The following is an 875-nucleotide window of genomic DNA, read 5'->3' as shown; positions in this document are numbered from 1 at the left end:
GATTCCCTGAGTAGTGGCGAGCGAACGGGGAATAGCCCAAACCGATTACGTTACGGCGTAGTCGGGGTAGTAGGACCTGACAGAAAGCTAACAGATGAACGGAAATGACTTGGGAAAGTCAACCATAGAGGGTGAGAGTCCCGTACCGGCCAACGCGTTAGTGGGTTAGGACTCCTGAGTAGGGGGGGACCGGAGAAATCCCCTTTGAATCGGCCGGCACCATCCGGTAAGGCTAAATACAATCAGAAGACCGATAGCGCAGAGTACCGTGAGGGAAAGGTGAAAAGTACGGGGAGTACCCGGGTGAAATAGATCCTGAAACCAGGCGCTTACAAGCGGTTGGAGCCCTCTTGATGGGGGTGACAGCGTGCCTTTTGCATAATGAGCCTACGAGTAACCGTCACTGGCAAGGTTAAGTACGTTGACGTACGGATCCGAAGCGAAAGCGAGTCTGAACAGGGCGCTTAGTCAGTGGGGGTTGACGCGAAACTTGGTGATCTACCCGTGGTCAGGTTGAAGGGGTGGTAACACACCGTGGAGGACCGAACCGATAAGCGTTGAAAAGCTTCCGGATGAACTGCGGGTAGGGGTGAAAGGCCAATCAAACTGAGAAATAGCTCGTACTCTCCGAAATGTTTTTAGGAACAGCGTTACGTGTTACTGTCTTAGAGGTAGAGCGACCAACAGGATGCGGGGGAGTCACATCCTACCAACTTCTGATGAACTCCGAATGCTAAGAGAGGTGCGTGGCAGTGAGGGCTTGGGTGCTAAGGTCCAAGTCCGAGAGGGGAACAACCCAGACCATCAGCTAAGGTCCCAAAGTGTGTGCTAAGTTGAACAAAGGCGGTCCGGCTGCTGAGACAGCCAGGAGGTTA

At 53.4% G+C, this 875-nt stretch carries 1 rRNA gene; it reads left to right on the top strand.

Features of this window, described 5'->3' with window-relative positions:
• Nucleotides 1-875: ribosomal RNA gene (locus ACFS25_RS31655) — 23S ribosomal RNA — on the top strand; the annotation flags it as partial.

Origin of the sequence: Spirosoma flavum, assembly GCF_042686045.1 — a bacterium.
Taxonomy (GTDB): Bacteria; Bacteroidota; Bacteroidia; order Cytophagales; family Spirosomataceae; genus Spirosoma; species Spirosoma flavum.
The sequence above is the reverse complement of the archived record's forward strand: the minus strand, read 5'-3'. Positions and strand labels throughout refer to the sequence as shown.